A 24,682-nucleotide genomic window follows, 5' to 3' on the forward strand; every position below is an offset into this window, starting at 1 on the left:
CACACCCTGTCAACCGTTCGCCGTGGACCGGGCGGCCCGACAGGATGACGGGATGAGCTCGCCCTCGATCGTCTGGTTCCGCGACGACCTGCGCCTGGCCGACCACCCCGCGCTCCGAGCCGCGCTCGACCGGGGCGAACCGGTCGTCGGCCTCTACGTGCTCGACGAGGAGTCCGAGGGCATCCGCCCGCTCGGCGGCGCGGCGCGCTGGTGGCTGCACCACTCGCTCGCATCGCTCGCCGACGATCTGCGTCAACGCGGGTCGCACCTCGTGCTGCGGGGCGGAGCCGCGGCATCCGTCGTCCGCTCGCTCGTCGACGACATCGGTGCGGGCGCGGTCTACTGGAACCGCCGCTACGGCGGGCCCGAGCGCGCGGTCGACACCGAGCTGAAGGATGGCCTGCGCTCCGACGGCGTCGAGGTCGAGTCGTTCGCCGCCAACGTGCTGTTCGAGCCCTGGACGGTGAAGACCGGCAGCGGCACCCCCTTCTCGGTATTCACCCCGTTCTGGAACGCCGCACGCAACCTGCCCGCTCCGCGCGAACCGCTCCCCCGGCCCCGCGAGATCCCGGGCCTGCGCACCGCACCCGCGGGCGACGACCTCGACGACTGGGGGCTGCTGCCCACCGCTCCCGACTGGGCCGGCGGTCTGCGCGAGCGTTGGCAGCCCGGCGAGGCGGCGGCGCGTGCCCGCCTGCGCGAGTTCCTCGACGACGACCTCGGCACCTATGACGCCGCACGCGACGAGCCCAGCGCCGGGGCGACCTCGCTGCTGTCACCGCGGCTGCGCTGGGGCGAGCTGAGCCCGCACACCGTCTGGCATGCAGGTGTCGAGACCGGCGGCGGAACCGGCGCCCACGCCACCTCCGCCTCGCGCTTCCTCTCCGAGCTCGGGTGGCGCGAGTTCGCCTGGCACACGCTGTACCACTTCCCCGACCTCGCGACGAAGAACTGGCGGAGAGGCTTCGACGCCTTCCCCTGGCCGGCCCTCGACCCCGCGCACCTGACGGCGTGGGAGAAGGGCGAGACCGGGGTGCCGATGGTGGATGCCGGGATGCGCGAGCTCTGGCACACCGGATACATGCACAATCGGGTGCGGATGGTCACGGCATCCTTCCTCACCAAGAACCTGCTGATCGACTGGCGGCTGGGTGAGCAGTGGTTCTGGGACACCCTCGTCGACGCCGACGGCGCCAGCAACGCCTTCAACTGGCAATGGGTCGCCGGATCGGGGGCCGATGCGTCGCCGTACTTCCGCATCTTCAACCCGGAGCGTCAAGCCGAGAAGTTCGATCCGAAGGGGCTGTATGTCAGCCAGTGGGCCCCCGACAGCGCCGCCCGCGAGCCGATCGTCGACCTCGCCGCGACCCGCAAGGCCGCGCTGCAGGCGTACGAGGCGGTGAAGCGGGCGCGGTGAGGGCGGCGCGGTGAGGGTGGCGCGGCGACCTGGGGCCGTGAGGCGGGCGCGGGGAATGCGGACGGATGCCGCGAGGTTGAGCCGAGGGATATGTCTGATGCATCCCGCCCCGCCCTGTCCGTGCTCGACCTCGTGCCCGTGCGCACGGGACAGACCAGTGCGCAAGCGATCGCCGCATCGCTCACCGTCGCGCAGCGGGCGGACGAGCTCGGATATCGCCGTTACTGGTTCGCGGAGCACCACAACATGCCCGCCGTCGCCTCGACGACCCCGCCGGTGCTGATCGCCGCCGCGGCGGCGCGCACCTCGCGGATCCGGGTCGGCTCGGGCGGCGTCATGCTCCCCAACCACTCGCCGCTCGTCGTCGCCGAGCAGTTCGCCGCGCTCGAGGCCATCGCCCCCGGACGCGTCGACCTGGGCATCGGGCGCGCCCCCGGCAGCGATCCCGTCATCACACAGCTCCTGCGCCAGTCGGGCACGACGAGCGACGTCGACCGCTTCCCCGACAACGTCCGCGACATCCTGGCCCTCGTCACCGGCGACGGCGCGACGGTGCGGTTCACCTCGGGCGGGACGTACGACGTCCACGCGACGCCCGCGGCCACGACGACCCCGGATGTGTGGCTGCTCGGATCGAGCGACTACTCGGCGCAGCTGGCCGCCGCCCTCGGCCTGCCCTACGTGTTCGCAAATCACTTCTCGGGCGAGGGCCTCGACCGAGCGCTCGGGCTCTACCGCGACCAGTTCCGGCCGTCCGAGACGCTCGAGGCGCCGCGGACGTTCCTGACCGCGAACGCCGTCGTCGCCGACAGCGAGGCCGAGGCCGAAGCCCTCATGCTTCCCCAGGCCCGCATGATGGCGCGGCTGCGCGGAAACCGCCCGCTGGTGGCGCTCGAAACCGTCGAGGAGGCCGCGGCCGCCGAGGCATCCGATCACCTCGCCACCCCGATGCTCGACGCTCTGCGCTCGCGCTGGTTCGTCGGCACCGGGCCCGACGCGCAGGCCGCCCTCACCGCGTTCGCCGCGCAGCACGGCGTGGACGAGGTCATGATCTCGCCGGTCTCGGCCGCGCACGACGGCGAGCAGCCGGACGCCGCGCCCGCCCGCATCCGCACCCTGGAACTCCTCGCCGCCTGACCCCGCCCGCCGCTCCCCCTGACCGCCCCGTCGAGTCGCCACGAACCGCGGATCCCGCACCCCCGCCACCCGCACTTTCTGGCGACTCGACCGCGCGTGGCGCCGGCCGGGGCCGGCCGCCGGCCGCCGGGCGCCGGGCGCCGGGACTCGCGCCGGGGACGGACCCCGTGCCGGATACAGGCTGAGCACCGGCTCAAGCCGGCGGCGGGCCCGCATCACGCCGCTCAGCCTGTTCGCGGCACACAGCGCTCAGCTTCCCCAGCCCACCGCAGCAGACGGGGCGTGTTAGGCCTCGGGCTCGCCGGAGATCAGGGCACGCAGCCAGTCGCGCGCCTCGACGAAGACGTCGTCGGAGTACCGCTGCGGGTACCGCACGATAGCCCGGTCGGCGCGCGGGTACGACCCGAGGAACAGCACCTTCGGGCTGAATCGCCGCACACCCATGAGAGCGTCGGCCATGCGCTCGTCGGCCACGTGCCCGTCGGCGTCGATGACGAACCGGTACCGGCCGAGCGCGTCACCGATCGGCCGCGACTCGATGAGCGAGAGGTTGATGCCGCGGGTCGAGAACTGTTCGAGCAGCTCGAGCAGTGCACCCGGGTGGTCGTCGGGCAGCTCCGCGATGAGCGAGGTCTTGTCGGCCCCGGTCGGCGACGGCGGGGCGACGGTGCGGCTCACGAGGACGAACCGGGTGACGGCGTGCTCGTTGTCGCCGATGTCGGACGCCAGCAGCTCGAGGTCGTGATGCTCGAGGATGCCGGGGGGCGCGATCGCCGCATCGGCGTCGCTGACCCCGTCGAGCAGTCCCACCGCAGCGGCCACGTTGCTCGCGGCCGGCAGATGGGCGTGCTCGGGCCGAGCCTTCAGCAGCCACTGCAGGCACTGCGCGTAGGCGACGGGATGCGCGGCGATGAGCGAGACGTCCTCGATCCGCGTGCCGGGGCGCGCCACGAGCACGAAGTTCACGGGCACGAGGTACTCGCCGACGATCCGCAGGCCCGGCATCGTGGCCAGCGCGTCCTGCGCCGTCGAGACCCCGCCGTCGACGGAGTTCTCGATCGCGATCATCGCGGCGTCCGAGCGTCCGTCCACGACGTCCGCGAGGGCTTCGCCGACGTTGCGCACCGAGCGCCAGATCTGGTCGCGCGCCTCGGGCACCTGCGCGAGGGCGGCCTCGGTGAATGTCCCCGCCGGCCCGAGATAGCTGTAGGTGCGGCGGGCGGGCTGGTCGTCGTGCTCGGGCGTCACGCAATGAGCCTAGACCGGCGCACCCGTGGCACGCGCACCGTCGTCACCAGCACGCCGACCACGAGCACGGCTCCGCCGACGGTCTCGGCGGGGGCGGGGATCTGTCCGAGCAGAGCCGCGGCGGCCGCCATCGCCACGACCGGTGCCAGCAGCACCCAGGGAACGACGGCCGCCGAGGGGTTGCGCGCCAGCAGGCCGTTGAAGATGGCGTAGCCGACGAGGGTGCACAGCCCCGCGGTGTAGATGGTCGAGACGAGGGCGCGGATGCCGAAGCCGGCGAGCCCGGCGCCGATCGCCTCGGGCCCCTCGAAGATCATTGCCAGCCCGAGCGCGGGCACCGGCACGACGAGGGCGGACCAGACGGTGAGCGAGAGCGCCCCGAGCGGTCCGCGGCCCGTGACGACGCCCGCTCGACGCGCGATCACGTTGCCGACGGCCCACGACAGTGCGGCGCCGAGCGCGAGCACGACCGCGAGGGCGGGGGCGTCTCCCCCGCGGCCGGCGGCCACGGTGGCGAGTCCGGCGATGCCGAGGCCGACGCCGATCACCTGTCCCGGCGTGGGGCGTTCTCGCAGTGCTCCGGCCGCGATGACGACGGTGAACACCGCCTGCGCCTGCATCAGCAGAGCCGCGAGCCCCGGCTGGAGCCCGAGGGAGAGGGCGAGGTACAGCAGCGCGAACTGGCCGAGGCTCATGAAGAGCCCGACCCCGACGATCGCCGTCCAGCGGGCCCGGGGAGGCGGCACGACGATCGCGAAGACGGCGACGGCCGCGAACCGGATCGCCACGAAGAGCAGAGGCGGGATGCCGGCCATGCCCCAATCGATGACGAGGAAGTTGAATCCCCAGAGGGTCGCCACCGTGGCTGCCAGGATCATGTCGCGTCGGTTCACGAGGCTCAGTCCACCGCGCGGGATAATGAACGACAAGCGATGTTTTCTCGACTCGAATCAGTAGCATTGCTTCATGATCGATCTGGATGCCGTGCACTCGTTGCGGACCGTCGCGCGGGAAGGCAGTGTCGCGGCCGCGGCATCCGCCCTGGGATTCACGCCCTCGGCGGTGTCGCAGCAGATCAAGCGACTCGAACGCGAGACCGGGGTCGCGCTGCTCGAGCGCGTCGGCCGCGGTGTCGCGCTCACATCGGCCGGCACGCAGCTCGTCGTCGGGTCGACACCGATCCTCGCCGACCTCGAGCGGCTGCGCGCCGATCTGCACGCCGGCGCCGTCGCGGGCGACGACGGCCGCGTCACCGGCGAGCTGCGGATCGCGGCCTTCTCGACCGTGGTGCGCGGCATGCTCGCCGCCGTGCTCGTCGAGCTGGCCGCCGATCACCCCGACCTGCGCCTCCCCGTCCGCGAGAGCGAGCCGTGGGAGACCGTGGCGCTCGTGGCGTCGGGGCAGCGCGACCTCGGCATCGTCCACCAGTGGGGCGGCGTCGCCCTCGCGATCCCCGAGAACGTCGTCGTCACGCCGTTGTTCACCGACGTCGCCGACGTCATCCTCCACCGCGATCACCCGCTCGCGGGGCGCGACGTCGTGCACCCTGCCGACCTGGCGGACGAGCGCTGGGTCGCCACCTTCGACACGACCATCTGCCGGCAGTGGCTGAGACGGCTGTTCGACGGCATCGGCGGAGCACCGCGGGTGCTCTACGAATCGATGGAGTTCGAGAACCACATCGAGCTTGCCCGCACCGGCGCCGTCGTCGCGCTCGTGCCGCGCCTCGGTCGCGGCGACCTGGGGCCTGATCTCGTCGCGGTGCCGACGGCGGCCCCCGCGTCGACGCGCGACATCGCCGCCGTCCACCGGCGCTCGCAGGCCGACTCCCCGGCGCTGCGCGCGGTCCTCGCCGCGCTGCTCACCGCGGCGAACGCGCACGACCGGCCGTGAGTGCCGTGTCAATCCGCCACCGCCGAGCCCGGAAGCGGGCAGACTAAGCATCATGAGCCGTGCAGGAGCGCCCGCAGAAGCATCCGACCTCATCGACATCGATGAGCTGATCGCCGCCTACTACGACCGGAAGCCGGATGCCGCGGTCCCCGGGCAGCGCGTGGCGTTCGGCACGAGCGGGCACCGGGGTTCGTCGCTGTCGACGAGCTTCAACGAAGACCACATCCTCGCCACGACCCAGGCCATCGTCGATTACCGGCGCGCGCAGGGCATCGAGGGGCCGCTCTTCCTCGGGCGCGACACGCACGGGCTGTCCCTTCCCGCCGAGCGCAGCGCCATCGAGGTTCTCGTCGCGAACGGCGTCGACGTCCGCATCGACTCCCGCGACTCGTGGGTGCCGACACCCGCGCTCAGCCACGCGATCCTGACGTACAACCGCGGTCGCGCGCTCGATGACGCAGGCCGCGCCGACGGCATCGTCGTGACGCCCTCGCACAACCCGCCGCGCGACGGCGGCTTCAAGTACAACCCCCCGCACGGCGGGCCCGCCGACACCGATGCGACATCGTGGATCGCCGACCGCGCGAACGAGCTGATCGCCGCAGGCCTCGAGGGCGTACACCGCACGCGCCATGCCGACATCGACCTCGACACGCTCGGCCAGTACGACTTCCGCGACGCCTACGTGCGCGACCTCGCCACGATCATCGACGTCGACGCCATCAAAGCGTCGGGCGTGCGCATCGGGGCCGACCCGCTCGGCGGCGCCTCGGTGGAGTACTGGGCGCTCATCGCCGAGGTCTACGGCCTCGATCTCACGGTCGTGAACCCCGAGGTCGACCCGACCTGGAAGTTCATGACGCTCGACTGGGACGAGAAGATCCGCATGGATCCGTCGTCGCCGTCGGCGATGGCCGCGCTTGTCGCCCGTCGCGACGAGTACGACATCCTCACCGGGAACGACGCCGACGCCGACCGTCACGGCATCGTGACGCCCGACGCGGGCCTGATGAACCCGAACCATTTCCTCGCCGTCGCGATCGACTATCTGTTCGCGAACCGTCCGGGATGGCCGACGGATGCCGCGGTCGGCAAGACACTCGTGTCGTCGATGATCATCGATCGTGTGGCCGAGTCGCTCGGCCGCGCGCTGCTCGAGGTGCCCGTCGGGTTCAAGTGGTTCGTGCCGGGCCTGCTCGACGGTTCGGTCGCCTTCGGCGGCGAAGAGTCGGCGGGGGCCTCGTTCCTCCGCAAGGACGGCAGCGTGTGGACGACCGACAAGGACGGCATCCTGCTGTGCCTGCTCGCCGCCGAGATCCTGGCCGTCACCGGCAAGACCCCCTCGCAGCGGTACGCCGAGCTCGAAGCGCAGTTCGGCTCGTCGGCCTACCAGCGTGTCGACGCCCCGGCCACGCCCGAGCAGAAGGCCGCCCTCGGCAAGCTCTCGGGCGACGCCGTGACGGCCACCGAGCTGGCGGGCGAGCCCATCACGGCGAAGCTCTCGCACGCCCCGGGCAACGGCGCCGCGATCGGCGGTCTCAAGGTGCAGACCGAGCATGCGTGGTTCGCCGCGCGCCCGTCGGGCACCGAGGACGTCTACAAGCTCTACGCCGAGAGCCTGCGCGGCCCGGAGCACCTGGCAGAGGTGCAGGCCGAGGCCCGCGCCGTGGTCGCGGCCGCGCTCGGCGCCTGATCCACGCTGGGCATCCTCGCATCACCCCCAATGCACGGCCGAGCGCCGAGTGCACGACCTTCGAGCGTGAGCAGGCCGTGCACGCGCGGCGAAGCCGTGCGCTCGGGCGATGCCGCGGTCAGCGACGCCGGGATGCCGAACGCGGCGGCGCCGCGCGCAGGTGCGCCGTCACGCTGCGAAGGATGCGCGCGAGGTCGGCGGCATCCGCATCGGATAGCGGCGCGAACAGCAGCCGATGCACGGTCTCGATGTGACCGGGGAACACGGCGGCCAGAACGTCGCGCCCCGCACCCGTCAGCGCGACCACGGTGCTGCGCTCGTCCTCCGGAGACGGTGACCGCGTGACGTATCCGCGCTGCTCGAGCAGTGTTGCCTGGTAGGTCAGTCCGCTGCGGCTGTACACCACGCCGTCGGCGAGGTCGGTCATGCGCAGGGTGCCGCCTGGAGCGTCGTTCAGCCGCGCCAGCAGCTGGAACTGGACGTAGCTCAGGCCGCCGGCATCCTTCAGCTGCGCCTCGACGGCGGGACGCAGCAGGCTGCCCACCTCCGTGAAGGCGAGGTAGGCCTCGAGCTGCGTCGACGTGAGGGAGCGTGGCGCGTTCGTCATGGACTCGATCCTATCTGTTGCTTCACATTCGAAGTAGTGTTACGTTCCTCGTATCGCTTCGAATTCGAAGCAATAGACGCGAAGGATCAGATCATGAATGCAGTGCAGTTCTCTCAGACCGGTGGCCCCGAGGTCCTCGAGATCGTCGACATCGACCGCCCCGAGCCGGCGGCGGGCCAGGTGCGCATCCGCGTCGCCGCGTCGGCGTACAACGCGGCGGACGGCGGGATGCGCGCGGGCTTCCTCCCCATCCCGATCGAGCTGCCCCACGTGCCCGGTTACGACGTCTCGGGGCGCGTCGATGCGGTCGGCCCGGGCGTGACCGGCCTCGCCGTGGGCGACGCGGTGATCGCGTTCCTCCCGATGGAGCAGGACGGCGGAGCGGCGGAGTTCGTGCTGGCTCCCGCCGACGCCGTGGCCGCCGCGCCCACGAGCATTCCCCTCGCCGATGCCGCCGCGCTGCCCTCCGTCGCGCTGACCGCGTGGCAGGCCCTCGTCGACGACGGTCGCCTCGAGTCGGGCCAGAGGGTGCTGATCGTCGGCGCCGGCGGTGTCGTCGGAAAGTACGCCGTCCAGCTCGCCAAGCGCGCCGGCATCCACGTCATCGCCACCGCGAGCCCCCGCAGCGTCGACGCCGTCCGCGCGGCCGGAGCCGACCAGATCATCGATCACACCGCGACCGACGTGCTGGGCGCGATCGACGGACCGGTCGACGTGCTGCTGAACCTCGCCCCGATCGAACCCGAGCTGTTCGAGACCTACGTCGGGGCCGTCGCCGACGGCGGCGCGGTGGTCAGCACGACGGCGTTCATGTCCACTCCGAGCGACGAGGGGCGCGGCGTCCACGCCGCGACGGTGTTCGTCCGCCGCGATCGCGACCGGCTCGTCGAGCTGGTCCGCCTGGTCGACGAGGGCGCGCTCACCATCGAGGTCACGCGGCGCATCCCCCTGGCTGAGCTCCCCGCACTGCACGCCGAGGCGGCTGAGAGCGGCATCGCGGGCAAAGTCATCGTCCTGCCTTGAGCGACATCATCCTCGCATCACCCCCAATGCACGGCCGAGCGCCGAGTGCACGACCTTCGAGCGTGAGCAGGCCGTGCACTCGCGGCGAGGCCGTGCGCTCGGGCGAGTCAGCGCGCGAGGAGCTCGGCCAGGCGGGGCAGCTGCGACTCGTCTTCCAGGGCGGAGCCGACCGCGACGACGCGCACGCCGGCGTCGAGGAACGCCTCCGCGTTCGCGGCATCCATCCCGCCGGTCGCGACGAAACGCACACCCGGGAACGGCCCGCGGATGTGCCGGAACCAGTCGACCCCGAGCCAGTGCGCCGGGAACGCCTTGAGCCACGGGAGTCCGAGTGCCACGGCCCGCTGCACCTCACCCGGGGTCGCGACGCCGGGCAGGATCGGGATGCCGTGTCGCTGCGCCGCACGCACGACCTCGGGGTCGAGCCCCGGCGAGACGACGTAGGCCGCGCCGGCGTCGACGGCGAGAGCGACCTGGTCGACGGTGACGACGGTCCCGGCGCCGACCGCCTTGCCGCGCTCGGCCCCCAGACGCACGACCTCGCGGAGCGCCCGCTCGTCTTCGTCGGTCTGCAGCGGCACCTCGACCGAGTCGATACCCAGGTCCCACGCGGTGGTCGCGAGCCGCACGGAGCGTTCGAGACCCATGCCCCGCAGGATCGCCATGAGAGGGGCGCCAGCGAAGATGTCGTCGAGCGCCGTGTTCGCGTCGGTGTGCAAGGTGGTCATGAGGGAGTCCTCTCGCGGGGTGGTTCGTTCTGGTCGGGCGCCGGGGCGGGGTCGGGGAAGTCGCCCGTCGTGGCCATCGTGAGTGCCGCACGCTCGTGCCCCGACCGCAGTCGGTCGTGCGGCGCGGCGCCGGCGAGCAGCGCCGCGAGGTAGCCGCCCGCGAACGCATCGCCGGCCCCGACGGGCTCGACGACGTCGACGACGAGAGCCGGCTCGAACACGACGTCATCGCCGGCGAAGAGCGTGGCCCCGACGGCGCCGTCCTTGACGACGAGCTGCGGGACGTCGGGCAGCAGCGCCCGGACGGCGTCAGCATCCGCCGTGGCCCAGAGCGTCTCGGCCTCGTCGCGTCCGACGAAGACGACGTCTGCACGTCGTGCCAGGTCGAGCAGCGGGCCGGATGCCGCGGTCTCGCTCCACAGGGGCGCGCGGTGATTGACGTCGACGCTGACAGGCACCCCCGCCTCTCGCGCGCGGTCGACGAGTCGTCGTACGAACGCCGGCGCCGTGCCGCCGAGCGCGGCCGTGATTCCCGAGACGTGCAGCATCGCCACACCGTTCCACGAGATGGCGTCGGCGTCGGCCTCGGAGAGGTGGGCGGCGGCCGAGCCCGCGCGGTAGTACGCGACGCCGTGGCCGGGGTCCTTCAGGTAGAGCCCGGTCGGGTGCTCGGCGTCGACGACCACGCGCGAGACGTCGACGCCGCGCCGCGCCACCCGCGACACGACGCGCCGGCCGAGGGCGTCGTCGCCGACGCGCGAGAACCACGCGGCGGGCTGACCGGCGGCGGCCGCGTGCGCGGCCACGTTCGACTCCGCTCCCCCGGCGTCGATGCGGAACACCTCGGCGCGCTCGAGCCGCTCGGCAGCGGCGGGCGCGACCATCGCCATCGTCTCGCCCGCCGTCAACAGCACACCGCCCACCGGACCGCTCACTTCAGGGTCGTGACGGGTGCGGCGTCCATGTCGTCGAACGCCTGGTTCTCGCCTGCCATCGCCCAGATGAACGAGTAGGCCGCTGTGCCCACACCCGAGTGCAGCGACCAGCTCGGCGAGATGATCGCCTGACGGTCGGCGACGACGAGGTGCCGCGTCTCCTCGCGCTCACCCAACAGATGGATGACGCGGGCGTCGTCAGGCAGGTCGAAGTACAGGTAGCACTCGGTGCGGCGGTCGTGGGTATGGGCGGGCATCGTGTTCCACATCGACCCCTCGTGCAGGGTCGTGACACCCATCACGATCTGGCAGCTCTTCACGCCGTTCTCGTGGATGTACTGGTTGAGCGTGCGGCGGTTGCTGGTGGCCTGGTCGCCGAGCTCGCGCACGGTGCCCTCGCCGGGCGAGACCAGAGCCGCCGGGTAGGCCGTGTGCGCCGGTGCCGAGAACAGGTAGAACTGCGCACCCCGCTGGCCATCGGCCGCGTCCGCGTCGGCGAACACGATGTCGCGGATGCCGCGACCGAGGTACAGGCACGCGCCCGTCACGAGCGTGTGGACCTCGCCGTCGGCGGTCACCGTGCCGGTGCCGCCGACGTTGATGATGCCGAGCTCGCGGTGCTCCAGGAAGTAGTCGCTGCGGATCTCGGGGTAGCCGGGAAGCGCCAGCTCGCGCCCGGCCGGGACCGCACCGCCGAGCACGATGCGATCGTGGTGGGTGTAGACGACGGTGATCTCACCCGGCACGAACACCTCGGGCACGAGATACTGCTCGCGCAGATCGGCGGTGGTCATGCCGGGGATCTGCGCGGGGTTGGTCGCGTAACGCTGCTGCATGGGGTTCCCTTCTGGGGCGGGCCGGCGGGAGTGCCGGGGGGGTGAGACGGAGTCGGATCAGCGGACGAGCCAGCCGCCGTCGACGGGCACGATCGCCCCGGTGACGTAGGCGGCGGCATCCGAGGCGAGGAAGACGAAGGCGCCCTGCAGGTCGCCGGGCGTTCCCCACCGGCCGGCGGGGATGCGGGCGAGGATCGACGCCTCGCGGTCGGCGTCGGCGCGGATCGGCGCGGTGTTGTCGGTAGCCATGTAGCCGGGCGCGACCGCGTTGACGGTCACCCCCGACGCGGCCCACTCGTTCGCGAGCGCTTTGGTGAGACCGGCGACCGCATGCTTCGAGGCGGCATAGCCGGGCACGAGGATGCCGCCCTGGAACGACAGCATCGAGGCGACGTTGATGATGCGCCCCGAGCCCTGCGCGATCATGCGGCGCCCGGCCGCCTGCGACAGATGGAACACGGCGTCGAGGTTGACCGCGAGCACGTCGTCCCAGTCGGCGGCCGGGTGGTCGGCGGCCGGGGCACGACGGATGATCCCGGCGTTGTTGACGAGGATGTCGATGCCGCCGAGCTCGGCGACCGTCTCGGCGACCGCGTCGGCGAGCTGCTCCGGCGTCGCGGTGCCGAGATCGAGGCGGATGCGGTGCGCGCGGCGACCGAGGGCGGTGATCGCCTCCGCCGTCTCGGCCGCGTCGCCGCGGTCGAGCAGCGCGACATCCGCGCCGGCCTCGGCGAGCGCGACGGCGGCCCCCTGGCCGAGGCCGCGGGTCGAACCGGTGACGAGCGCGACGCGCCCGTCCAGGCGGAAGGAATCGAGGATCATGCGGGGCCTCCGATGAAGGTGGTGGTCAGTTCGCCGAGACGCTCGATGCGCACGGTGACGGCGTCGCCGCCGCGCAGCGGCCGATGCGCGGCCTGCGCGTCGGGCAGCTTCTGCGGGGTGCCGGTCGAGATGACATCGCCGGGTTCGAGGGTCATGACGCTGCTGAGATACGACACGACGCGCGCGACCGAGAAGATCGTGGTGGCGGTGGACTGCGAGACGGTCACGACACCGTCGCGGACGACCTCGACGAGCATGTCCTGCGGGTCGCCCGCTTCGTCGGGCGTGACGAGCCAGGGCCCGAGCGGCGCGAAACCGTCGAAGCACTTGCCCATCGCCCACTGGCTCTGCCGCCGCTGCCACGAGCGATCGGACACGTCGTTGAGGATCGTGTAGCCGGCGACATGCGCGAGCGCCGTCGCCTCATCGACGTCCTTGGCCTGCTGCCCGATGACGACGGCGATCTCGCCCTCGTAGTCGACGTCGTCCGCGACCGCGGGCACCACGACGGGGTCGGCCGGTCCGCCGAGGGTGTTGGGGGTCTTCACGAAGACATCGGGGAACGCGGGGTCGTCGGCGGTCGGGTCGACGCCGTCGGGCACATGCCCGCGGTAGTTGTAGCCGAGGCACAGGATCTTGCCCGGTCGCACGGGCGCCTCGAGCCGAACCGACGACAGCTCGGGGTCGGTGGCGCCGGCGCGAGCGACGGCCGCGTCGAGGGCCGGTCGACCGGCGAGGATCAGCTCGGGCAACGGAGCCGCGCCCAGGTCGACGACGCGGTCGACGCCGGCCACCGTGACGACGACGCCCGAGCGGATGCCGTCGTCGCCGGCCTCGGCGGCACGGGCAGGGCGGTAGCGGACGAGCCTCACCAGTACGGCTTCCAGTCGGGGCGTGCGGCGCGCACCAGAGCTTCGAGGTAGAAGTAGTCGCCCCACAGCGTGCCCTCGTCGACGCCGACCGACTTCGGCAGGTCGTAGACGCTGTGCAGGAGCACCGCATCGGCGGCTTCGGGACTCTCGGGCGTGTAGTTCTCGATGAGCGACGCGAGGATCTCGTGGGCCGCGGCCCGGTAGCGGGAAGCGGCGTCGGGATCGGCATCCGCCCCCTCGCCGAGCACGCCGGCGAGCTCGAACAGCCCCGACACCGCGATCGCGGCCGACGAGCTGTCGCGCGGCGCGTCGGCGCCGTCGGTGTAGACCATGTCCCAGAACGGCACCCGATCGCTCGGGAGGTGCGACAGGAAGCGTTCGGCGCAGCGCCGCGACGCGTCGAGCAGGGCGGGATCGCCGGTCGCGCGGTGGTTCATCGCGAAGCCGTAGATGCCCCACGCCTGCCCGCGTGCCCAGCACGAGTCGTCGAACGCCCCCTGCTCGGTCGCACCGCGCAGGGGCGCGCCGGTCTCGGGGTCCCAGTAGAACGTGTGGAAGGTCGTGTCGTCGTCGCGCAGGATGTGGGTGCGCAGCTGCGTCGTGTGGCGACGCACGGCATCGGCGAAGCGCTCCTGCCCGGTCTGCTCCCCCGCCCAGGTGAGCAGCGGCATGTTCATGAGGCTGTCGACGATCGTGCGTCCGCGCTGCGCGGGATCGGAGAGGTCTCCCCACGCCTGGATGATGCCCGCGGGCTCGAGGAACCGGCGCATGAGGTGATCGGCCGCCGCCAGGGCCGTCTCGCGCGCGTCCTCGTCGCCGAGCAGCCGGTAGGGCGCGACCGAGGCGAGGCTGTACAGGAACCCCAGGTCGTGCGTGTCGAGGTCGTCCTCTTCGCGGATCCGTCGCGCGAAGTCCGCGGCGTGAGCGAGCCCCGCCTCACGGAAGAAGGGGTCGCCGGTGATCTCCCACGCGATCCACATCATCCCCGGCCAGAAACTGGTCGTCCACCCGCGGTTCGCCCCGGCGGGAAACCCGTTCGCCGCCGGTCGGATCGGATACCGGTCGTCGCGCGTCGTGTCGTCGGGGTAGCGCAGCCCGAACGTCTCGATGTTGCGGCGCAGCGTGGCCACGACGGCCCCGATGGCCGCCTCGATCGCGGCAGTGTCGGCGGCGGTGTCGGCGGCAGTGTGGGCGCCCGTGGGCGCGCCGAGGTCGGTGCCGGGGAGGGATGTCATGTCGAGGGGTTCCTTCGGGGTTCAGACGGCCTGGGGCTCGGGATCGCCGAGCGCCGGACGGAGGATGTAGCGGGCGTTGGCCCAGGCGAGGTAGAGCGCCGGCGCCGAGGTGAGACCGATCGCGATGGCCGGCATCGCGGCGAAGAGGCCCGCTTGCAGCGCGATGACGGCGAGCGAGACCAGGCTCAGCCACCACCGGCGCACGCTCAGGAGCACCGCGGCCCGCGCGATCGAGCGCAGCGAGGCGTCCGGCTCCTCGGCGAGCGCCGCGAACGCGACGAGACCCGAGGCGAGCAGGACCACGGTCAGCACGCCCAGCAGGGGCACGACCGCTACTCCCGCCTGCAGCGGTGCGAAGAAGCGCACGTCCACGAGCACGACGACGAGGGCGGCCACGACGACCGCGCCGAGCACGAGTGCCTTGCGCCACGAACGCTTCCAGCTGCGGACGAATACGCGGACGACCTGGCTCTCGCCCTCGCCGTGAGCACGGAAGGTCGCGAACGCCGCCGCGATCCCCGGCGCGCACAGCGGCGCGACGACGGCCAGCATCGGCCACGACAGCGCGGGGTCGGTGATCACCAGCAGCACGACGAGCGGCAGGCACGACGCGAGCAGCAGCAGATTCGTCATGAGTCCGAGGTAGACGACGCCGAAGAGGGTCGCGTACGTGTTGTGCGAGATGCGCTTCACGGCCTCAGCCCTTCATCCCGCTCGTCGCGATGCCTTCGACGAAGTACTTCTGCCCGACGAGGAAGATGATCGCGATGGGCACCACCGAGATGACGAGTCCGGCGAACAGCAGGGCGTAGTTGGTGTCGTAGAGGTTGCTGACGAAGCTCTTCAGCCCGAGCTGAATGGTCCACAGGTCGGGGTTGCGCAGGTAGATGAGCGGTCCGAGGTAGTCGTTCCAGGTGTTCACGAACGTCAGGAGCGTGAGGCTGGCGAGGGCGGGCACCGACAGGGGCAGCATGATGCGGCGCCAGATGCCGTACTCGCTCAGGCCGTCCAGACGCGCGGCCTCCGAGAGCTCTTCGGGGATCGTCTCGTAGAACTGCTTCATCAGGAACACCCCGAAGGCGCCGAACGCCTGGATGAGGATGATGGCCCACAGCGTGTTCGAGACCTTGACGTTCGAGAGCAGGATGAACTGCGGGATCATGTACGACTGCCACGGCACGGCGATGGTGCCGATGTAGGCGAGGAAGAGCACGTCGCGTCCGGGGAAGCGGATGCGGGCGAAGCCGTACGCCGCGAACGAGCCCGTCAGCACCTGCAGGAAGGTGACGACGACCGCGAGCACGAGCGTGTTGCGGATCCAGGTCAGCATCCCCGACTGGTTCCAGATGTCGACGTAGTTCTGCCAGACGAACACCTCGGGGATCCACTGGATCGGCACCGAGAAGACCTCGTTCGCCGTCTTGAGCGAGCTCATGATCATCCAGAAGAACGGCAGCAGCAGCGCTGCGGCGGCGATGATGAGCGCGATGTAGCCGGCGATGCGGCCCACGCGGCGCAGCGGCGACACGGTGTCGGGTCGATGGCCGTCGGGCAACCCGTCGGCTGCGATCTTGCGCAGCGCCCGGCGGTCGTCTTGGGGTACGAGAAGATTCGTCATCAGACGTTCCTCCGCTTGTTCCAGATGAACTGGAGGATGGTCACGAGGATGCAGAGGAAGAAGAGCGCCACGGCGGCCGCGGAGGCGTAGCCGAACTGGTTCTCCTCAAATCCTTTGCGGTAGATGAACTGCGAGATCACGAGCGTCGACTGACCCGGCCCGCCCTCGGTCATGACGAGGATCAGGTCGAAGATCTTGAACGAGTTGATCGTGAGCATCACGGTGACGAAGAACATCGTGGGTCGCAGGCACGGCAGGGTGACGTTCACGAAGCGCTCCCACGCGTTCGCGCCGTCCATGCGGGCGGCCTCGTAGAGCTCGCGGGGCACGGTCTGCAGCCCTGCGAGGAACAGGATCATGTAGTAGCCCATGTCGCGCCAGGTGCTGACGATGACGACGGCGGGCATCGCCCACTCCGACGAGGTGAGCCAGCCGGGCGGGTTGGCGATGCCGACGGCGCGGAGGATCTCGTTGATCGGGCCGTACTCGGGGCTGAAGAGCAGGTTCCACACGACCGCGATCGCGACGATCGAGGTGATGTAGGGGAAGAACGCGGCCGTGCGGAAGAACGCGACGCCGCGCAGCTTGTTGTTCAGCAGCAGCGCGAGACCGAGCGACGCGACGATCGTCAACGGGATGTGCAGCGCCGCGTAGTAGAGGGTGTTGACGAACGAGATGCGGAAGCTGCCGTCACCGAGCAGTCGCTCGAAGTTGTCGAGCCCCACCCAGTTCGCCGTGCCGAAGATGTTCCAGTTCGTCAGCGACATGTAGAAGAGGGTGATGACCGGCACGAGGGTCAGCAGGGCGAAACCGACGAAGTTCGGCAGGATGAAGCTCCACCCCAGCAGCGTGTTGCGCAGGGTCAGCTTCGATCTCCTGCGGCGCTGCGCCGGCTCGGGGCGGCGCGCCTTCGGGGAGGCGGCGGTGGTGGTCATGGTGTCTCCTGGGGAGGACGGCGGGGGATGCGGCCGGCGCGGGGTGCCGCGCCGGCCGCGGGGTGCCGTCGGTCAGGCGACGGCACACGGGATCAGTCGAGACCGACCTCGTTGGCGACACGGTCCTCGGCCTCGGTGATGGCCTGCTCGACCGGGGTCGAGCCCGACAGGATCGCGCTGTGCATGTCGTTGAGGATGTTCTGGATCGCCGCCGTCTTGTTCGACGTCGGGTTCTCGGGGTGGATGTCACCGGTCGACCAGGCGAACTTCGACAGCTCGTCGGTCGGCGCACCCTCGACGGCGAAGTACGCCTCGGTGACGGCGTCGTTCGACGCGGCCGGCGTGATGCCGATCTTCGCCAGCTCCTCGGCGGCTTCCAGGCTCGCGGCGTAAGCGAGGAAGTCCTTCGCCGCCTGCACCTTGGCGCCGTCGATGTTGGCGTTGATCGAGAAGCCGGTCGGGTCGCCGAACGTCACCGGCGTGTTGTCCATGCCCGTCGTCGACGCGTCGAGCTGCGGGATCGGGGCGATGCCCCACTCGAAGTCGTTCGCCTCGCCCGAGGCCTGCTGCGAGATCAGGGTCGCGACGTACCACGTGCCCATCGGCAGCATCGCGGCCTTCTGCGTGCCGAACTCGCCCTGGTAGGTGAGCTGGTTGGCCGTCGAGGTGTTGAAGTCGACCTGAGCGCCGGCGTCCTGGAGCGCGAGCACCCGGTCGTAGTAGTCGGCGAAGTAGCCGTAGTCGCCCGAGAGCACGTCGGTGTCTTCCTGCGCCGAGGCGAAGCCCTGCACGGTCGACTGCCAGCGGTGCTGGTAGGCGCCCTTCGCGACGCCCGCGGTGTTGATCGCCTCGGCGGCGGCGTCGTAGTCCTCCCAGGTCCACGAGCCGTCGGGGTACTCCTGGCCCGCCGCGTCGAAGAGCGCCTTGTTGTAGAACAGCACCCAGCGGTCCTGACGGTAGGGCACGCCGTAGGCGGTTCCGTCGACCTCGTACGACGAGGCGCCGCCGACGCCGTCGGGCAGCTCGACGTCGGAGACGTCCATGAGCTGGCCGCCCTCCTGGAACGTCGTGACGAACTTCACCTCTTTCTGGGTGATGATGTCGGGTCCGACACCGGCCGCGAGGTCGGCGGTGACCAGCGTGTTGTACTCGGCCGCGTCGTACTGCTTGAGCTCGACCGTGACGTCGGGGTTCTTCTCGTGGAAGGCGTCGGCGAGCACCTGGAACTCGGGCGTGGTGTCGAGGCTCCATCCCGAGAGGGTCAGGGTGACGGGGCCGTCGGCGGTCTGGGCGGGCTCGGATCCCCCGCCGCAGGCGGCGAGCGACAGGGTGGCGACGACCGCCATTCCCGCCGCGGCTGCGAACTTGCGCTTCATGCGTGCTGCTCCTTTGCGATTGCGTGCGAGGTCCCACGTCGGACCTCGTGGTGCCGAAGCGCCGGGGCAGGCGATTCGGGGTCGGTGAGTCGGCTCACGGTGCGGGCCCTGTCGGGCCAGGTGACCGTGACCGTGGCGCCGTCGATGGCGACGGTCGCGTGCGGCGCGGCGTGCTCGCCGCCGGCGAGATCGAGCAGGGCGACGACGGGCTCGCCGACGCGCACCTCGTGCTCGCTGACGGGCACGAGCGTGCGGACGCCGAGCGGATCGGCGTGCGCACGGGACACGAGCCCGGCGACGCCCGCGGGGAACAGTGCTCGGATGCCGCTGCTGCGGTCCCGCGACGACACCCAGGCTCCGGTGTCGTCGGTGCCGCCGACGACCTCGTCGCCCGAGAGCGGCCAGCCGCCCAGGCGGAGCCGCAGCGACGCGGCATCCTGCCCCGGCGCGAGCGCGTCGACGACGACGATGCGCACCTCCGACGACCCGCGGACGATCGAGGTGGTCGTGATGGTGCCGACGGACGTGGCCTCTCCGGCCAGCCCGGATCCGTGACGGTGCACCGTGGGCGCGGGGTCGACGAGGTGCGCGTCCCAGCGCGATGCCGCGATGCCGACGCGTCCGTCCGCGTCGTCCTGCACGCGCACATCCCGCAGGGTCATCGCCGTGCGGTGCGTCGCTTGTCCGTCGGAGTCGACGAGGGCGACCGACTGTTCGAGAGGCTCGAGCCAGCCCCGGTCGTCGACGATCGGCGAGGTGGCGGTCGAGTAGCCCAAGCGCGCGTAGAGCGGCGAGTCGGTCGTGCGGGCGTCCGGGAACGCGTGGTCGGTGCCGTGGTTGACGACACGGACGATGCCGTCGCCGGCGGTGCCCGCGACGATCCAGCCGGGCGAGGCGATCGCTCGCAGGACGTCGCCCTCGTCGGTCGGCAGCGGCTCGGCCGGAGCGGTCCACACCGGGTGGTCGGCGGGGAGCAGCAGCCCGAGGAAGCCCTTGACCGCCCAGTAGGGCGAGCCGGGACCCGAGTACGACTGGGCGAGGCCCCGCCAGGGGCCGTGCCATCCCATGGTGAGGATGCCGTCGGCGTCGGGGGCGCCGTGTTCGGCGAAGTGGGTCACGATGCGGTCGGCAGCGTGGCGGAGGCGGCCCGGGGTGTGCGAGGGCACATCCGCGATGACGCCGGCCCAGAACGGCGCCGCGGCGGCGAAGCGGTAGATGAGGCTGCGGCCCTGGATCAGGGGCGAGCCGTCGCCGCCGACGAGAGCGAGGGCGTCGTGGAGAAACGCGTCGAGTCGGGCGACGTCGGCGTCCGTCCGGCCCTCGGCGAGGTCGGCGGCCCCTGCCATCCGCGCCCACAGGATCGGGTAGACGTGCAGCGCCCAGCCCACGTAGTGGTCGTACGAACGCTCGGCACCGTCGGAGAGCCAGCCGCCCTCGCGCACGAACGAGTCGTGACGGGCGAGGTCGGCGGCGATGTCGTCGGGCGACCAGGGGCCGCCGACCGAGCGCAGGAAGGTCTGCACGACGATGCGGAACCAGACCCAGTTGGTCTGCGGGTAGGTGTCGTCGCCGACGACGGGAGCGAGGTAGTCGACGACGCGCTGTCGGGTGAGCGCGTCGAGGCGGTCCCAGATCCAGGGACGGGTCAGATCGAGGACGAGGGCGATGGATGCTGCCTCGACCTTGGCCTGCGCGTGCTCCGCCATCCGGACCCACCGGTCGGGCGCGTCCGGATCGACTCCCGAGACGATGCCGCGCGAGTAGTGCGCGATGAGTTCGTCGACTCCCTCGCCTCGCGCCCCCGCGATGCGGAACCCGGCGAGCAGGAACGTGCGCGCGAAGCCCTCGAGTCCGTCGACGGCGTGACCGTAGCCGCCTTCGGCGCCCGGGAAGTGGATGCGGCCCGCGCCGGGCGTCGCGTGGCGGAGCGCGGCGTCGAGCAGAACGTCGGCGCGGGCGAGCCAGGCGTCACGCGCAGTCGCGCCGTGGGGCGGGTTCGGGTGCTCGGACGTCACCGGTTCTCCTTCGAAGGGCTTCGCGGTCGTCATCGTTGATCCCGACCGATTCGGAGATTAGCAACCTGATTCGATCATTGCAAGATCTTCTTCGTTTCCTTATGATCGTTTCTGATCGATTCATTTGTTGGACCGGCGACATCGCCGTCGCCCGAAGGAGCAGCCGTGCTGTGGAACACCGAGGGATTCGCCGGCCCGCTCGCGGCGGTGTGCAGCGGCATCCCGGCCCGCCTCCGCCCGCCCGCCGATGCTCTGCCCGTGCCGTCCGCGGAGGGCTGGACCCGGCGCATCCAGCCGTCCATCGCGCGACATTTCGTCGACCTCGCACGCGCCGACATCGACGAACCCTGGCCGCAGCCCCGCGCGAGCGCGGCCGCGCGCGTGCATCGTGACGGCGATCGCGACGGCTACGAGCAGCAGGTCTTCGCGCGGCAGCGGCGGCTGAGCCGGGCGGTGGTCGCAGCATTGTCGGACGACGATCCCCGATACCTCGACGAGGTGGCGGACGGCGTCTGGCTGCTGTGCGAGCAGTCGACGTGGTGCTGGCCAGCCCACGACGACACCTTCGCGCGGCATGGGTCGGTGCTGGCCACCGTCACCGATCCCTTCCTCGATCTCGGTGCGGGCGAGGTCGTCGGGCAGCTCGCGTGGATCGACCACGTGCTCGGGCGACGCCTCGACGATCGCTACCCGGGACTGCGGCAGCGCATGCGTCACGAAGCCCGGTCGCGCGTCATCGCCCCCTTCCTCCGGCGCCGCGACTGGCACTGGCTCGGCCTCGACGGGCACGTCCACAACTGGAATCCGTGGATCCACGGAAACGTGCTGGTGGCCGCGCTCGTGCTCTGCGATGACGGCGCCGAACGCGACGCGGTCGTCGCCCTCGTCGCGCAGGGCCTCGATCGCTACGTCGCAGCGCTGCCGGCCGACGGCGCGATCGACGAGGGCTACGCGTACTGGTGGAACGGCGCGTGCCGGGCGCTCGAGGCCCTCGACGTGCTCGCCTACGCGACCGACGGCGCGTGGGACCCGATTCCCGCCGTCACGTCGCTGCGCGAGACGGTCGCGTTCCCCCATCGTTCGCATCTCGGCGGGCCCTGGTACGTCAACGCGGCCGACGGCCCCGCCCGTCCCCCCGCGGACCAGCCGTGGCACGCCCTGCACCGAGCGGCTCGCACGGTCGGTGACGACGACGCGCGCCGCCACGCCGCCGCCCAACGACGCCCCGATCTGCCCGCCACCGAGGATGCCGGGCTCGGCCGCCTGCTGCGCGCTCTGACCGACGACGCCTGGGTTGCCGCCGCTCCCAGTCCGGGGCCTCTCCCCGCAGAGGTCTGGCTGCCGTCGACGCAGGTCTGGCTGGCACGCGGACGAGCGGGCAGCGCCGCCGGGCTCACGGTCGTGCTCAAGGGCGGCCACAACGACGAGAACCACAATCACAACGACGTCGGCTCTCTCATCGTCGCCTCCGACGGCGTGCCCGTCATCGTCGACGCCGGGCGGCCGACGTACACGGCGCAGACCTTCGGTCCCGACCGGTACGACATCTGGACGATGCAGAGCGACTGGCACAGCGTGCCTCGTGTCTCCGGGATGGCTCAAGATCACGGCGCGGCCTTCGCGGCATCCGATCCGGTCATCGTCCGATCGGATGAGATGCGCGCGCTGGATCTCGAGATCGGCGGCGCCTACCCCGCCGGGTCGGTACGCTCGTGGCGACGCCGGGCTGCTCTTCACCGCTCGGGACACGTCACGATCGACGACCGCTGGGAAGCCGCCGGACCGGATACCGAGGTGCGCCTGCTTCTCGCGGGCTCGGTGACGACAGGCGACGGGTGGGCTCGCGTGAGACCGCTCGACGGAGCGACCCCGGTCCGGATCACATGGCCCGCCGCGGCACCGCACACCCTCGTCGTCCGTGAGCTCGACGATCCGATGCTGACCGACGTCTGGGGTGAGCGCCTCAGCCGGCTCGCCGTCGACGTCGACGGTCGTGCCGAGCTGCGTGTCACGGTAGAACAGGAACGGAACGAGGACGAGCGACCATGACCGACCCCACACCGGCGCTGCTGGCCGCCGAGCGCCGCGCGCACATCCTGGCGACCATGGAGCGCGAGGGCGCCGTGCGCATCTCGCAGCTGACCGACGAGCTCGGCGCCGCCACCGTGACCCTCCGACGCGACCTCGCGCAGATGGAGCAGGAGGGGCTGCTCCAGCGTGTGCACGGCGGTGCCATCCCCGCCACCGGCCAGCACGCGCACCCGCCGGTCGCGGGCAGCGGTTCCGAGGCATCCACGGGGTCGATCGCCGTGCTCGTCCCCTCGCTGAACTTCTACTGGCCCGGGGTCGTGCGCGGGATGGAGGCCGCCGCGCGCCGTCACGGCCTGAAAGTACATCTGCGGGGAGCTTCGTACGAGCTGCAGGACGAGCGCCCCGTGCTCGAGCGCCTCGTCGCCAGCGGCGACATCCGCGGCCTGATCGTCGCGCCGAACACCGACACCCCGCACTCACAGGACGTCGTCCAGTGGCTCGCCGACTGCGGCACGCCGAGCGTGCTCGTCGAGCGCGACGCGATCGTCCAGCCCGCCGGAGTGCCCGTCGAGGCCGTGACGACCGACCACGCCCTGGGGGCCGTGCTCGCGGCCCGCCACCTCGCCTCGCTCGGACACCGCAAGGTCGGGCTGGTGCTCTCACGCAACTCCCCCACCTCGCGCAAGATCGCCGCCGGCTGGCAGGCCGCGTGCGAGGAGCTCGGGCTCACCCCCGCCCAGCACATCGAGACGACGCTTCCCGACCGGGCGAGCGCGGAGTTCTCCGCAGCGGTCGACACGACCCTCGACCGGGCGCTCGGAAGCGGTGTCACCGCCCTTCTGGTGCATTCGGATCCCGAGGCGATGGCGTTCGTCGACCTCGCGCTGAACCGCGGGATCTCGGTGCCCGAAGACCTGTCGATCATCGCCTACGACGACGAGGTGGCCGAGCTGTTCACGCCCGCCCTCACCGCCGTCGCTCCGCCCCGCGTCAGCGTCGGCGAGACCGCGGTGGAGCTGCTGGTCTCGCGGATGGCCGACCCCGACCGGCCGACCCGGCGCGTGCTGCTCAATCCCACCCTCGTGGTGCGCGAGTCGACCGTCGCTCCCCGCGCGGCAGGCACGGCGTGATCGACCGCCACGACTACTCGCCCTGGGACTTCTGGTCGACCGCCTCCGGTGAGAGCCGGCGGCGCCAGAGCGAGCACCAGGCGACTCTCGTGGCGGCCCACGCCGACTGGAGGTTCGGCGACGGCTGCTTCGTCTCCGAGCTCGCAGCGCTCGATGCCGAGACCCTGACTCTGGGTGATCGCTCCTACATCGCCGCGGGTGCGTACCTGACCGGCACCGTACGCATCGGCGCGGATTGCTCGGTGAACCCGTCGACCGTCGTCCGCGGCGACGTGGTCTTCGGCGACGGCGTCCGGATGGGCGCGCACAGTTCGGTGCTCGGATTCAACCATTCGATGGAGCCCGGGACACCGGTCTTCCGGCAGCCGCTCACCAGCCGCGGCATTCGCATCGGCGACGACGTGTGGATCGGCTCGCACGTCGTCGTGCTCGACGGGGTCACCGTGGGGGCGTCGGCGGTGCTCGCGGCAGGCGCGGTCGTCACGAAGGACGTGCCCGCCGGTGCGATCGTCGGCGGCAACCCCGCCCGTCTGCTGCGCTGGAGGGTTCCGCCCGAGGACGGGGTCTCGGTGCCGAGCGGCCTGCGCGCGCGTGTGGCCGACTTCGCCGACCGCGCTCGCGCCGAGGCCGGCGAGGTGCTCCGGCGTTCGCTCGACCCCGACACCGGGCTGTACGCCGACCGGCCGGGCGCTGCGCCGACGGTGCGGGCGCAGGGCGATGCCGTCGAGATCGCCGATCTCCTGCTGGGGTCGACGCCGCCGGGCAGCGATCAGTCCGAGCTGGTCGAGCGGCTGCGCCGCTGGCAGGATCCGGCGACGGGCGCCGTTCCCCCGCTCGGCTCGGTCGACATCGCCGGCTGGGACGACGGCGACACGGCCTATCACGTGCTCTCCGTCGGGTACGCGCTCGACCTGTTGGGGTCCGCGTTCGCCCACCCCGTCGGGCTCGTCACCCGAGCGACGGCCGAGTCCCTGATCGCCAGACTCGATGCGCTCCCTTGGGACACCGATCCCTGGAACGCCGGACACCACGTCGATGCGATCGGCACCGCCCTGCTGTGGGCCCGGCGCCGGGGCGACCGGATCGCGCCGGGCGTGGCCGAGGCCCTCTTCGGATGGCTCGTGACGCAGG

Annotated in this window: 21 protein-coding genes and 1 pseudogene; 8 read left to right on the forward strand and 14 right to left on the reverse strand. The window is 71.6% G+C overall.

Annotation, left to right across the window (positions count from 1 at the left end; genetic code table 11):
- Positions 1 to 52: 52 nt before the first annotated feature.
- The gene (locus tag DEU36_RS06550) at positions 53 to 1,417 is read left to right on the forward strand and encodes a deoxyribodipyrimidine photo-lyase (RefSeq protein ID WP_120263445.1); all 1,365 of its coding nucleotides are present in this window, start codon (positions 53 to 55) and stop codon (positions 1,415 to 1,417) included.
- A gap of 90 nt (positions 1,418 to 1,507) precedes the next feature.
- Positions 1,508 to 2,554 carry an LLM class flavin-dependent oxidoreductase gene (locus DEU36_RS06555; RefSeq protein WP_120263446.1) on the forward strand — a complete coding sequence of 349 codons (1,047 nt, stop codon included), beginning with the start codon at positions 1,508 to 1,510 and terminating at the stop codon, positions 2,552 to 2,554.
- A gap of 285 nt (positions 2,555 to 2,839) precedes the next feature.
- Here the strand turns inward: DEU36_RS06555 and pheA are convergent, their stop codons facing one another.
- Both pheA and DEU36_RS06565 read right to left on the reverse strand, forming a co-directional pair.
- The gene (gene pheA, locus DEU36_RS06560) at positions 2,840 to 3,802 is read right to left on the reverse strand and encodes a prephenate dehydratase (RefSeq protein ID WP_120263447.1); all 963 of its coding nucleotides are present in this window, start codon (positions 3,800 to 3,802) and stop codon (positions 2,840 to 2,842) included.
- Positions 3,799 to 4,695, reverse strand: a complete 897-nt coding sequence (locus DEU36_RS06565) for an EamA family transporter (RefSeq protein ID WP_120264401.1) — start codon at positions 4,693 to 4,695, stop codon at positions 3,799 to 3,801. Before DEU36_RS06565 ends, pheA begins: the two co-directional genes overlap by 4 nt.
- Before the next feature lie 73 nt (positions 4,696 to 4,768).
- Between DEU36_RS06565 and DEU36_RS06570 the strand changes: the two genes are divergently transcribed.
- Together DEU36_RS06570 and pgm are read left to right on the forward strand one after the other, a co-directional pair.
- Positions 4,769 to 5,695 carry a LysR family transcriptional regulator gene (locus DEU36_RS06570; protein ID WP_120263448.1) on the forward strand — a complete coding sequence of 309 codons (927 nt, stop codon included), beginning with the start codon at positions 4,769 to 4,771 and terminating at the stop codon, positions 5,693 to 5,695.
- Between the two features lie 52 nt (positions 5,696 to 5,747).
- Positions 5,748 to 7,388, forward strand: a complete 1,641-nt coding sequence (gene pgm, locus DEU36_RS06575) for a phosphoglucomutase (alpha-D-glucose-1,6-bisphosphate-dependent) (protein ID WP_120263449.1) — start codon at positions 5,748 to 5,750, stop codon at positions 7,386 to 7,388.
- A 118-nt stretch (positions 7,389 to 7,506) separates the two neighbouring features.
- Here the strand turns inward: pgm and DEU36_RS06580 are convergent, their stop codons facing one another.
- Positions 7,507 to 7,995, reverse strand: a complete 489-nt coding sequence (locus tag DEU36_RS06580) for a MarR family winged helix-turn-helix transcriptional regulator (protein ID WP_120263450.1) — start codon at positions 7,993 to 7,995, stop codon at positions 7,507 to 7,509.
- Positions 7,996 to 8,088: 93 nt separating this feature from the next.
- Between DEU36_RS06580 and DEU36_RS06585 the strand changes: the two genes are divergently transcribed.
- Positions 8,089 to 9,018, forward strand: coding sequence for an NADP-dependent oxidoreductase (locus DEU36_RS06585; protein ID WP_120263451.1), 930 nt, complete (start codon positions 8,089 to 8,091; stop codon positions 9,016 to 9,018).
- A gap of 107 nt (positions 9,019 to 9,125) precedes the next feature.
- On the opposite strand, the gene DEU36_RS06590 is transcribed toward DEU36_RS06585, so the two are convergent.
- The 11 genes from DEU36_RS06590 to DEU36_RS06640 all read right to left on the reverse strand — a co-directional run bounded on the left by DEU36_RS06590 (position 9,126) and on the right by DEU36_RS06640 (position 20,390).
- Positions 9,126 to 9,746 (reverse strand): bifunctional 4-hydroxy-2-oxoglutarate aldolase/2-dehydro-3-deoxy-phosphogluconate aldolase, encoded by a 621-nt coding sequence (locus DEU36_RS06590; protein ID WP_120263452.1) that lies wholly within the window; start codon positions 9,744 to 9,746, stop codon positions 9,126 to 9,128.
- The gene (locus DEU36_RS06595; RefSeq protein ID WP_259455248.1) at positions 9,743 to 10,681 is read right to left on the reverse strand and encodes a sugar kinase; all 939 of its coding nucleotides are present in this window, start codon (positions 10,679 to 10,681) and stop codon (positions 9,743 to 9,745) included. The genes DEU36_RS06590 and DEU36_RS06595 overlap by 4 nt, the downstream gene beginning before the upstream one ends.
- Entirely contained in the window at positions 10,678 to 11,517 is an 840-nt protein-coding gene (kduI, locus tag DEU36_RS06600; RefSeq protein ID WP_120263453.1) for a 5-dehydro-4-deoxy-D-glucuronate isomerase, read from the reverse strand. Before kduI ends, DEU36_RS06595 begins: the two co-directional genes overlap by 4 nt.
- 57 nt (positions 11,518 to 11,574) lie before the next feature.
- A complete protein-coding gene (kduD, locus tag DEU36_RS06605) occupies positions 11,575 to 12,339 on the reverse strand; it encodes a 2-dehydro-3-deoxy-D-gluconate 5-dehydrogenase KduD (protein ID WP_120263454.1) in 765 nt (254 codons plus the stop codon).
- Entirely contained in the window at positions 12,336 to 13,211 is an 876-nt protein-coding gene (locus DEU36_RS06610; RefSeq protein WP_259455249.1) for a fumarylacetoacetate hydrolase family protein, read from the reverse strand. Before DEU36_RS06610 ends, kduD begins: the two co-directional genes overlap by 4 nt.
- Positions 13,208 to 14,446 carry a glycoside hydrolase family 88 protein gene (locus DEU36_RS06615; RefSeq protein ID WP_120263455.1) on the reverse strand — a complete coding sequence of 413 codons (1,239 nt, stop codon included), beginning with the start codon at positions 14,444 to 14,446 and terminating at the stop codon, positions 13,208 to 13,210. The genes DEU36_RS06610 and DEU36_RS06615 overlap by 4 nt, the downstream gene beginning before the upstream one ends.
- Positions 14,447 to 14,467: 21 nt before the next feature.
- The gene (locus DEU36_RS06620) at positions 14,468 to 15,139 is read right to left on the reverse strand and encodes a DUF624 domain-containing protein (protein WP_259455250.1); all 672 of its coding nucleotides are present in this window, start codon (positions 15,137 to 15,139) and stop codon (positions 14,468 to 14,470) included.
- A gap of 4 nt (positions 15,140 to 15,143) precedes the next feature.
- Positions 15,144 to 16,064 (reverse strand): carbohydrate ABC transporter permease, encoded by a 921-nt coding sequence (locus DEU36_RS06625; RefSeq protein WP_120263456.1) that lies wholly within the window; start codon positions 16,062 to 16,064, stop codon positions 15,144 to 15,146.
- Positions 16,064 to 16,999 (reverse strand): carbohydrate ABC transporter permease, encoded by a 936-nt coding sequence (locus DEU36_RS06630; protein ID WP_120263457.1) that lies wholly within the window; start codon positions 16,997 to 16,999, stop codon positions 16,064 to 16,066. The genes DEU36_RS06625 and DEU36_RS06630 overlap by 1 nt, the downstream gene beginning before the upstream one ends.
- Before the next feature lie 92 nt (positions 17,000 to 17,091).
- Positions 17,092 to 18,375, reverse strand: coding sequence for an ABC transporter substrate-binding protein (locus tag DEU36_RS06635; protein ID WP_120263458.1), 1,284 nt, complete (start codon positions 18,373 to 18,375; stop codon positions 17,092 to 17,094).
- Positions 18,372 to 20,390, reverse strand: coding sequence for a DUF2264 domain-containing protein (locus DEU36_RS06640; RefSeq protein WP_259455251.1), 2,019 nt, complete (start codon positions 20,388 to 20,390; stop codon positions 18,372 to 18,374). The genes DEU36_RS06635 and DEU36_RS06640 overlap by 4 nt, the downstream gene beginning before the upstream one ends.
- A 165-nt stretch (positions 20,391 to 20,555) precedes the next feature.
- Here DEU36_RS06640 and DEU36_RS06645 point away from each other — a divergent pair, with 165 nt between their 5' ends.
- The 3 genes and pseudogenes from DEU36_RS06645 to DEU36_RS16405 form a co-directional block, all read left to right on the forward strand.
- Positions 20,556 to 22,439: a heparinase II/III family protein gene (locus tag DEU36_RS06645; protein ID WP_120263460.1), complete on the forward strand. Its 1,884-nt coding sequence runs from the start codon at positions 20,556 to 20,558 to the stop codon at positions 22,437 to 22,439.
- Positions 22,436 to 23,551, forward strand: a complete 1,116-nt coding sequence (locus DEU36_RS06650; RefSeq protein ID WP_120263461.1) for a substrate-binding domain-containing protein — start codon at positions 22,436 to 22,438, stop codon at positions 23,549 to 23,551. Before DEU36_RS06645 ends, DEU36_RS06650 begins: the two co-directional genes overlap by 4 nt.
- A 335-nt stretch (positions 23,552 to 23,886) precedes the next feature.
- A pseudogene (locus DEU36_RS16405) lies at positions 23,887 to 24,027 on the forward strand (DapH/DapD/GlmU-related protein); the annotation flags it as partial.
- Positions 24,028 to 24,682 lie beyond the last annotated feature (655 nt).

The sequence above is a fragment of the Microbacterium sp. AG238 genome (assembly GCF_003610405.1).
Taxonomy (GTDB): Bacteria; Actinomycetota; Actinomycetes; order Actinomycetales; family Microbacteriaceae; genus Microbacterium.

What these genes read in the sequence shown, in the direction of transcription:
- kduI (WP_120263453.1), bottom strand. Translation starts at nt 11,517, where the DNA reads ATGCAGCAGCGTTACGCGACCAACCCCGCGCAGATCCCCGGCATGACC.
- DEU36_RS06590 (WP_120263452.1), bottom strand. Translation starts at nt 9,746, where the DNA reads ATGACCACCTTGCACACCGACGCGAACACGGCGCTCGACGACATCTTC.
- DEU36_RS06570 (WP_120263448.1), top strand. Translation starts at nt 4,769, where the DNA reads ATGATCGATCTGGATGCCGTGCACTCGTTGCGGACCGTCGCGCGGGAA.
- DEU36_RS06585 (WP_120263451.1), top strand. Translation starts at nt 8,089, where the DNA reads ATGAATGCAGTGCAGTTCTCTCAGACCGGTGGCCCCGAGGTCCTCGAG.
- DEU36_RS06625 (WP_120263456.1), bottom strand. Translation starts at nt 16,064, where the DNA reads ATGACGAATCTTCTCGTACCCCAAGACGACCGCCGGGCGCTGCGCAAG.
- DEU36_RS06550 (WP_120263445.1), top strand. Translation starts at nt 53, where the DNA reads ATGAGCTCGCCCTCGATCGTCTGGTTCCGCGACGACCTGCGCCTGGCC.
- DEU36_RS06555 (WP_120263446.1), top strand. Translation starts at nt 1,508, where the DNA reads ATGTCTGATGCATCCCGCCCCGCCCTGTCCGTGCTCGACCTCGTGCCC.
- DEU36_RS06580 (WP_120263450.1), bottom strand. Translation starts at nt 7,995, where the DNA reads ATGACGAACGCGCCACGCTCCCTCACGTCGACGCAGCTCGAGGCCTAC.
- DEU36_RS06635 (WP_120263458.1), bottom strand. Translation starts at nt 18,375, where the DNA reads ATGAAGCGCAAGTTCGCAGCCGCGGCGGGAATGGCGGTCGTCGCCACC.
- DEU36_RS06630 (WP_120263457.1), bottom strand. Translation starts at nt 16,999, where the DNA reads ATGACCACCACCGCCGCCTCCCCGAAGGCGCGCCGCCCCGAGCCGGCG.
- kduD (WP_120263454.1), bottom strand. Translation starts at nt 12,339, where the DNA reads ATGATCCTCGATTCCTTCCGCCTGGACGGGCGCGTCGCGCTCGTCACC.
- pgm (WP_120263449.1), top strand. Translation starts at nt 5,748, where the DNA reads ATGAGCCGTGCAGGAGCGCCCGCAGAAGCATCCGACCTCATCGACATC.
- DEU36_RS06615 (WP_120263455.1), bottom strand. Translation starts at nt 14,446, where the DNA reads ATGACATCCCTCCCCGGCACCGACCTCGGCGCGCCCACGGGCGCCCAC.
- DEU36_RS06650 (WP_120263461.1), top strand. Translation starts at nt 22,436, where the DNA reads ATGACCGACCCCACACCGGCGCTGCTGGCCGCCGAGCGCCGCGCGCAC.